The following is an 8,431-nucleotide window of genomic DNA, read 5'->3' as shown; positions in this document are numbered from 1 at the left end:
CGCCGCCGTACTCCTCGGGGATGTTGATGCCGAGGTAGCCGTTCTTGCCGATCTCCAGCCACAGGTCGGTGGTCTTGCCGCCGGACCTGGCCTTCTCGGTGAAGTACTCGCGGCCGTACTTGGAGGCGAGCTTCGCCACCTCCTTGCGCAGGGCCTGGCGTTCCTCCGACTCGCTGAACGCGACGGTCATTCGTTCTCCTCAACTACGGCGAGCACTTCCCCGGCAGCGACCTGCTGGCCGGGCTTGACGTCGATCTCGCTCACCACGCCGGCGTACGGCGCGTTGACGCGGTGCTGCATCTTCATGGCCTCCAGGACGAGCACGGTCTGCCCGGCCTCGACCTGCTGGCCGACCTCCGCCGTGACGCTGACGACGGTGCCGGGCATCGGTGCCAGCAGGCTGCCCGTGGCGACCGCGTCGGCGGGGTCGACGAACCGCGGGGTCACCTTCAGGGCGACGTGGCCGCCGGGCCAGTCGACGTCCACCGCGTCGCCGTTCACGCTCACGGCGTACGTCGTGCGGACGCCGTCGGCCTCGAGGGTGACGGTGGCTTCGGGGCGCGTGCCTCGCACCTCGACCACCGTGACTCCGTCGATCGCGTACCCGTCGCGGGTCCCCCACCACTCGACCCGGGTGCCGTCCGCGAACTCGGTGACCTGCGGCTGGGAGACCACGTTGCGCCAGGCGACCGGGATGCCACGCTGGACGGTACGCGCCGCACCCGCCCGCTCCGCCAGCGCGATCGCGGCGGCCACCTGGGGGTCCCCAGCGGAAGAAGCGTGCGTACGTTCTTTCTCCAGGAAGGCCGTGCTGATGGCGCCGGCCAGGAACTCCTCGTCCCGCAGGATGCTGACGAGCAGGTCGCGGTTGGTGACCAGGCCGTGGATCCTCGCCCGCGACAGCACGCCGGCCAGCCGGCGGGCGGCTTGCTCCCGGGTGGGCGCGTGCACGATCACCTTGGCGAGCATCGCGTCGTAGTGCGTGGACACCTGGCTCCCGGACTCGAAGCCGGTGTCCACGCGGATGCCGGGCTCGATGGGGATCTCGAACGTCGTCAGCACGCCGCTCTGCGGCTGGTAGTCCGCCGCCGGGTCCTCGGCGTAGAGCCGCACCTCGATGGCGTGCCCCTCCGCCGGTGGTTGAGCCGCGAGCGCGGCGAGCGTGTCGAAGCCACCCTCCGCCACAGCGATCTGCAGCGCCACCAGGTCGACGCCGTGCACCAGCTCGGTGACCGGGTGCTCGACCTGGAGCCGGGTGTTCATCTCCAGGAAGAAGAACCGCTCGGCCGCGGGGTCGTAGAGGAACTCCACGGTCCCCGCACCCCGGTAGTCGACGGCCGCGGCCGCGGCCCGCGCCGCCTCGAGCAGGGCGGCCCGGACGCTCTCGGGAAGGTGGGGTGCCGGAGCTTCCTCGACGACCTTCTGGTGCCGTCGCTGCACCGAGCAGTCACGCTCGCCGAGCACGAGCACGTCGCCGCGGCCATCGCCGACGACCTGCACCTCCACGTGCCGGCCGCGCTCGACGTACGGCTCGACGAAGACGGTGCCGTCCCCGAAGGCGGAGGCGGCCTCGGCCTCGGCGGCCGCGACCTCCCCCGGCAGGTCGGCCAGTGCGCGCACGACCCGCATGCCGCGGCCGCCGCCCCCGGCCGACGCCTTCACCAGCAGGGGCAGGTCCGCCTCGGTCGGCTCCGCCGGGGCCTCGAGGACCGGCACGCCGGCCGCGCGCATCAGCTCCTTGGCGCCGATCTTGGAACCCATCGCCTCGATGGACTCGGGCGTCGGGCCGACCCAGGTCAGGCCCGCCGCCTCGACGGCGCGCGCGAAGGCCGCGTTCTCCGACAGGAAGCCGTAGCCGGGGTGGATCGCGTCCGCGCCGGACCTCCTCGCCGCAGCCAGCACGGCCTCGACGTCGAGGTAGGTCTCGGCGGGGGTGTTGCCGGGCAGCCGGACCGCCACGTCGGCCTCACGGACGTAGGGCAGCAGCGCGTCGGCGTCGGAGTGGACCGCCACCGTCTCGATGCCGAGCGTGCGGCAGGTGCGGAAGACCCGGGACGCGATCTCGGCCCGGTTGGCGACGAGGAGTCGGGTGATCACGGGCGGAACACCCCGAACCGGTCGGTGCCGGCGTACGGCTTGTTCTCGATCACCGACAGGCAGATGCCCAGCACGGTGCGGGTGTCCCGCGGGTCGATGACGCCGTCGTCGTAGAGCATGCCTGACAGGAAGTACGGCAACGACTGCTCCTCGATTTGGGCCTCCACGATCTCCTTGATGCCCTTGAACTCCTCGGCGTCGAACACCTCGCCCTTGGACTCGGCGGACTGGCGGGCGACGATCTCCAGGACCCCGGCGAGCTGCTGGGGCCCCATCACGGCGGACTTGGCGGACGGCCAGGTGAACAGGAACCGCGGGTCGAACGCGCGGCCGTTCATGCCGTAGTTGCCGGCGCCGTACGACGCGCCCATGATCACGCTGAGGTGCGGGACCGTGGAGTTGCTGATCGCGTTGATCATCATCGCGCCGTGCTTGATGATCCCGCCCTGCTCGTACTCCTTGCCGACCATGTAGCCGGTCGTGTTGTGCAGGAACAGCAGCGGGGTGTCGGTCTGGTTGGCGAGCTGGACGAACTGGGTCGCCTTCTGCGCCTCCTCGCTGAACAGCACGCCCTGCGCGTTGGCGAGGATGCCGATCGGCCGGCCGTGCAGCTTGGCCCAGCCGGTGACCAGCGAGGAGCCGTAGAGCGGCTTGAACTCGTCGAAGACCGTCCCGTTGGTGGGCGAGACGCCGTCGCAGATCCGGGCGATCACCTCGCGCGGGTCGAACGGCTCCTTGAGGTCGGCCGGGATCAGGTCGAGCAGCTCGTCGGGGTCGGCGTCCGGCTCGGCGTACTCCGCGGTGGTCGAGGTCGCCTTGCGCCAGTTGAGGCGGGCCACGATGCGCCGGCCGATCCGGATGGCGTCCCGCTCGTCCTCGGCGAGGTAGTCGGCCAGACCGGACGTGCGGGCGTGCATCTCGGCGCCACCCAGCGACTCGTCGTCGGACTCCTCGCCGGTCGCCATCTTCACCAGCGGCGGACCACCGAGGAACACCTTGGCCTGCTCCCTCACCATCACCGTGTAGTCCGACATGCCCGGCACGTAGGCCCCGCCGGCGGTGGAGTTGCCGAAGACCAGCGCGATGGTCGGCTGCTTGGCCGCCGACGACCGGGTGATGTCGCGGAACAGCTTGCCGCCGGGGATGAAGATCTCCTTCTGGGTCGGCAGGTCGGCGCCACCCGACTCGACCAGCGAGATGCTGGGCAGCCCGTTCTCCTCGGCGATCTGCGAGGCCCGGAAGATCTTCTTCACCGTCCAGGGGTTGCTGGCGCCGCCCTTCACGGTCGGGTCGTTGGCCGTGATCATGCACTCGACGCCCTCGACCACCCCGATGCCGGTCACCACGCTGGCGCCGACGGCGAAGTCGGAGCCCCACCCGGCCAGCGGCGAGAGCTCGAGGAACGCCGAGCCCTCGTCGACGAGCAGCTCGATGCGTTCGCGGGGCAGCAGCTTGCCGCGCTCGTGGTGGCGGGCGGCGTACTTCTCCCCACCGCCCTGCACCGCCTTGGCGTTCTCGACGTCGAGCGCGGCGAGCTTGTCGAGCATCGCCTCGCGGTTGGTCTGGGTGGCCGTCATGCCTCGACGACCGCCTTCATCCGCTCCAACGTCGTGCGCATGCCCTTCTCGTTGGTACGGCCGCGCAGGTGCCCCAGCAGCGCCCAGTAGAGCCGCATCGGCAGCACCGGCTCGAGCCGGAAGTACTCCGTCACCCGGGTGCCGCTGCCTTCGGCCTCCAGCCGGTAGCCCCAGTTGTTGGCGGTCACGCTGTCAGTGCCCACGGCGAACTCGAAGACCTCGTTCGGCACGCACTTGGTGACCTGGCACGGCGCCCAGTAGGTCGGCCCGACACCGTTGCGCTTCACGTGCCCCTTGAACGACGCGCCCACCTCGGGCCCGGTCGACCCACGGGTCCACCTCGCCTCGAAGGTCTCCGGCGAGAACTCACCGATCCGGGTGACGTCGCTGACCAGCGCCCACACCTTCTCCGGCGGCGCCTCCATGTGCAGCGACACCTCGCCGCTCAGCGGTGCGAACAGGCTCATGCCGTGTACCCCATCAGTCGTGCGGCCAGGTCGGTGAGCACCTCGGTCGCGCCCCCGCCGATCGGCAGGATGCGGGCGTCGCGGTAGTGCCGCTCGACCTCGGTGCCGTGCATGTATCCGGTGCCGCCGTGCAGCTGGACTGCTCGGTCGCAGACGTACGTCGCGGCGTCGCAGGCGGTCTGCTTGGCGAGGCAGGCCTCGGCGATCACGCCCTCACCGGCGACGTGCCGATCCACGACCGCCCGGGTGTAGGTCCGCGCCACCTCGACCTGCCGGCGCATCTCGACGAGCTGGTGGCGGACCACCTGGTTGGCGATGAGCGGCTTGCCGAACGTCTCGCGCTCCCGGCAGTAGGCCACCGTCAGATCCAACGACCGCGCCGCGATCCCGTAGGCGTGCACGGCGAGCGCGATCCGCTCGACCACGAACTGCTCGGCGATCTGGTAGAAGCCGGTGTTCTCCTCGCCGACCAGGTTGGCGACCGGGACCCGGACGTCGACGTAGGACAGCTCGGCGGTGTCGGAGCAGTGCCAGCCCATCTTGCGCAGGGACCGGTCGACGGTGAACCCGGGCGTCCCGGCTTCGACCACGAGGAGCGAGACGCCGGCGTGGCCGGGCTCACCGGTGCGCACGGCGGTCGTGACGAAGTCGGCGCGGACGCCGCTGGTGATGAACGTCTTGGCGCCGTTGACGACGTAGTAGTCCCCGTCCCGCACCGCCGTGGTGCGCAGACCGGCCACGTCCGACCCACCACCCGGCTCGGTGATCGCGAGCGAGCCGATCTTGTCGCCGGCCAGGGTCGGCCGCACGAACCGGTCGATCAGATCGGCGCTCTGCCCATTTCTGGCGGAAGCCACGATGTGCGGCAGCGCGATGCCGGAGGTGAACAGCCCGGCCATCAGGCCGCTCGACGCACCCGCGGCGAACATCGCCTCCTGGAGGTCCACGGAGTCCATGGCGGCGCCGCCCTCGCCGCCCACCTCGGCCGGGAAGGTGAGCCCGAGCAGCCCCTGCTTGCCGGCCGCCCGGTGCAGCTCGCGCGGGATCGAGCCGGCGTCCTCCCACTCCTGGAGGTGGGGCGCGACCTCGCGGCGCACGAACTCGGTGCCGAGCTCCCGGATCGGGTTGGTCATGAGAGCAGGTCCTCCTGGATGTGCACGACCCGGGAGCGCAGCCACTCGCCGAGTCCCTTGGCCTGCGGGTCGAACCGGGTGGACGCGGCCACGCCCTGGCCGAGCAGTCCGCGGATGATCACGTTGACCGCGCCGAGGTGCGGCAGCACGTAGACCTCGACGTCGAGGTCGGCCGCCTCGGGCACCAGCTCGCGGACCTTGCGTGGGCTCATGAACTTGGCCAGCCAGGTCACCCGCGCCGCCCGGCGCGGGTCGCCGTCGTTGACGACCCAGAGCCCGACGTTCGCGTCGCCGCCCTTGTCGCCGGACCGGGCGTGCACGAACGTCCCCAGCGGCGCGCGACGGTTGAGCGAGTCCGCGGGGGCGGGGTAGGGCGAGGCCCGCCGCCCGGCCGCCGGATCGGGGTCGGAGAACTCGGTCGGGTCGGCGACGACCTCACGCCTGCCGTCCGGGTGCACCACGGTGTGCTGCACCAGCGCCCGCTCGACGTACTCGGGTCGGTAGATGCCGTACGGCGTGGGCTGCTGCGGCGGCGTGGTCATCGTGAAGCCCGGGTAGGACGCGAGGGCGAGCTCGACGGCCGGCCCGGTGAACGCCTTTCCCACGGCGTCGGGCTGGGGGTCCATCACGGTGCAGCGCAGCAGGGTCGAGGCACCTTCCTCGGTGTCCGCGTCCGGCGTGGGTGCGGCCGCCCGGGACCAGGCGACCTCCCGTGCGGTGAGGGCCGGAGCCAGCTGGCTGCGGACCCACTCCGCCTTCTCCTCGACGTCGAGGCCGGTGAGCACGAACTCGACCTGGTTGCGGAAGCCACCGAGCTCGTTGACGCAGACCTTGAGCCGTTCGGGGGGCGGGTCCCCGTGCACCCCGGTCACCGCGACCCGGTCGACACCGTCCTGGTGCAGCCGGATCGAGCCGAGGTCGACGGTCACGTCGGGGTTGAGGTAGTGGGCCGACTGGATCTCGTAGACCAGCTGGGCGGTGACCGTGTCGACGGTGACCGCGCCACCGGTCCCGTCGTGCTTGGTGATGACGCTCGATCCGTCGGCCGCGACCTCGGCGATCGGGAACCCCAGCGGTCGCGCCGGGTCCATGCCGGCTTGGATCAGCTGGCGGAACCCGGAGAAGTTGCCGCCGGTGGCCTGGGTGCCGCACTCGATGACGTGGCCGGCGACCACCGCGCCGGCCAGCTCGTCGTACGACGCGGTCGTCCAGCCGTGGTGCGCGACCGCCGGCCCGACCACGACGCTCGCGTCGGTCACCCGGCCGGTGACGACGACGTCGGCGCCGGCGGTGAGCGCGGCCGCGATGCCGAACCCCCCGAGGTAGGCGTTGGCGGTGAGCGCCCCCTCGTAGAGGTCGAGCGGCCGCAGGTCGTCGCCCTCCACGTGCGCCACGGCCGGGTCGAGGCCGAGGCCCTTCGCCACCTCCCGGATCCGGTAGGCCAGCCCGGCCGGGTTGAGACCGCCGGCGTTGCTGACGATCTTCACGCCCTGCTCGAGAGCGAGCCCGAGACAGTCCTCGAGCTGGCGCACGAAGGTCCGCGCGTAGCCCAGGGACGCATCCCGCATCGTGTCCTTGCCGAGGATGAGCATGGTGAGCTCGGCCAGGTAGTCGCCGGTGAGGACGTCGAGCCGCCCGCCCTCCAGCTGCTCGCGCATCGCCGAGAGGCGGTCGCCGTAGAAGCCCGAGCAGTTGCCCACGACCAGTGGTTCCGTCACGTCGCGTCCCTCCCCGGTCCGGCGGGACCCGCGAACGCCTGGGCGATCCGCAGCCAGTGCTCGGCGTCGGGGCCGACGGCGACCAGGTCGGTGTCGTCGCGGTGCACCCGCTGGGTCACGAGGAGGCAGAAGTCGTACGCCGACCCGGTGACGGTCTGGGCGGCATCCTCGGGTCCCCACGCCCAGGTCTCGCCGCTGGGCGCGGTCAGCTGGACCCGGGGCTCCTCGGCCGGCGGCGGCTCCTCCCGCACGGAGTAGGCGTAGCTGCGGGTGCGCACCCCGAGGTGCGCGACGTGCTTGATCCGGTCCGTGGGCTCCGGCCGCGAGCCGGCCGCGTCGTAGACGTCCAGCGCGTGCGCCCAGGTCTCCATGAACCGCGCCGTCGCCATCGACGCGGGCGACATCGGGGGCCCGAACCACGGCATCTTGCTGCCCTCGGGCACCTCGGTCAGGGCCTGGCGGAGCGCTGCGCGGCCGGCGCCCCACCGGGCGAGGACCTCGTCGCGGGGCAGGGCGGCCAGCTCGTGCGCGCCGGCGTCGACGAAACCGTGCGGGTCGGCGATGGCGGCGAGGACGACGTCGTCCCACGCGGCCTTGTCCTGGTCACCGCACAGCGAGTGCGCGGCCAGCACCGCCACCTCGTCGGTCCAGAGGAGGTGCGCCACCGAGGTCGCGACGGTCCAGCCCGCCGCGGGAGTGGCGGTGTGCCAGCCGTCCTCGGCGAGCCGGTCCACTGTCTCGCGGAGCTGGTCACCCTCGGCCTCGAGGTCGTCGAGGAGGCTGGTCAGGAGGTCGCTCATGCCGCTGCCTTCTTCAGGGCCGCGTCGAGGGTGCGGGCCCACTGGTCGAGGATCCGGCGACGCCGGCGGGCGTCGTCGGTGATGGTGCTCGCGAGCCCGAGGCCGCGGACCAGGTCGAGGGTGGCCTGCACGAGCTCGCGCACACCGGGTTCGGACTCGTCGGCGCCGAGCAGCTCGACGGTGAGCCGGTGGGTCTCGCGTCCGACCCGCTGCTCCAGCGGGGCGACGGCGGCGAGCAGGGTCTCGTCGGTGCGCGCCGCGACCCACAGCTCGAGGGCGGCGGTGAAGACCGGCGAGGCGAAGTGGTCCCCCAGCATCTGCAGGACCGCGCGGGTCCGCTTCGCCCCGGCCGGCAGGGCCTTCGCCGCGGCCGCGAGCTCGGCCCCCCGGACCTCGGTCAGGTGCTCGACCGCGGCGACCACCAGGTCGTTCTTGGTCGGGAAGTGGTGCAGCTGAGCGCCGCGGCTCACCCCGGCCCGCTCGCTGACCAGGGTCGTCGAGGTCCCGCTGAAGCCACGCTCGACCAGCAGCTCGACGGTGGCCTCCAGGAGCCTGGCGCGCATCGCCCGGGTGCGCTCCTCCTGGCGGACGCGCACCGGTGCCTGGGTCACGGGCACAGCATGGTCGGCCAGCAACAAA

General features: G+C 72.1%; 8 protein-coding genes. All 8 read right to left on the bottom strand.

Going from position 1 to position 8,431, the window contains the following annotated elements; all coding sequences use genetic code 11:
• Positions 1 to 190, bottom strand: a 190-nt coding sequence (locus JHD21_RS07255) for an acyl-CoA dehydrogenase family protein (RefSeq protein WP_292672876.1), incomplete at its 3' end; no start/stop codon positions are given.
• The gene (locus tag JHD21_RS07250) at positions 187 to 2,097 is read right to left on the bottom strand and encodes a biotin carboxylase N-terminal domain-containing protein (protein ID WP_292672874.1); all 1,911 of its coding nucleotides are present in this window, start codon (positions 2,095 to 2,097) and stop codon (positions 187 to 189) included. The genes JHD21_RS07250 and JHD21_RS07255, both read right to left, overlap by 4 nt.
• Positions 2,094 to 3,674 carry an acyl-CoA carboxylase subunit beta gene (locus JHD21_RS07245; RefSeq protein ID WP_292672873.1) on the bottom strand — a complete coding sequence of 527 codons (1,581 nt, stop codon included), beginning with the start codon at positions 3,672 to 3,674 and terminating at the stop codon, positions 2,094 to 2,096. The genes JHD21_RS07250 and JHD21_RS07245 overlap by 4 nt, the downstream gene beginning before the upstream one ends.
• A complete protein-coding gene (locus JHD21_RS07240) occupies positions 3,671 to 4,141 on the bottom strand; it encodes an SRPBCC family protein (protein ID WP_292672872.1) in 471 nt (156 codons plus the stop codon). The genes JHD21_RS07245 and JHD21_RS07240 overlap by 4 nt, the downstream gene beginning before the upstream one ends.
• Positions 4,138 to 5,274: an acyl-CoA dehydrogenase family protein gene (locus tag JHD21_RS07235; RefSeq protein WP_292672871.1), complete on the bottom strand. Its 1,137-nt coding sequence runs from the start codon at positions 5,272 to 5,274 to the stop codon at positions 4,138 to 4,140. The genes JHD21_RS07240 and JHD21_RS07235 overlap by 4 nt, the downstream gene beginning before the upstream one ends.
• Positions 5,271 to 6,992 (bottom strand): acyclic terpene utilization AtuA family protein, encoded by a 1,722-nt coding sequence (locus JHD21_RS07230; RefSeq protein ID WP_292672869.1) that lies wholly within the window; start codon positions 6,990 to 6,992, stop codon positions 5,271 to 5,273. The genes JHD21_RS07235 and JHD21_RS07230 overlap by 4 nt, the downstream gene beginning before the upstream one ends.
• Positions 6,989 to 7,792, bottom strand: coding sequence for a TIGR03084 family metal-binding protein (locus JHD21_RS07225; RefSeq protein WP_292672867.1), 804 nt, complete (start codon positions 7,790 to 7,792; stop codon positions 6,989 to 6,991). Before JHD21_RS07225 ends, JHD21_RS07230 begins: the two co-directional genes overlap by 4 nt.
• Positions 7,789 to 8,403, bottom strand: a complete 615-nt coding sequence (locus JHD21_RS07220) for a TetR/AcrR family transcriptional regulator (protein ID WP_292672866.1) — start codon at positions 8,401 to 8,403, stop codon at positions 7,789 to 7,791. Before JHD21_RS07220 ends, JHD21_RS07225 begins: the two co-directional genes overlap by 4 nt.
• Between the last annotated feature and the right edge of the window lie 28 nt (positions 8,404 to 8,431).

Source organism: Nocardioides sp. (assembly GCF_016462705.1).
Taxonomy (GTDB): domain Bacteria; phylum Actinomycetota; class Actinomycetes; order Propionibacteriales; family Nocardioidaceae; genus Nocardioides.
The sequence above is the reverse complement of the archived record's forward strand: the minus strand, read 5'-3'. Positions and strand labels throughout refer to the sequence as shown.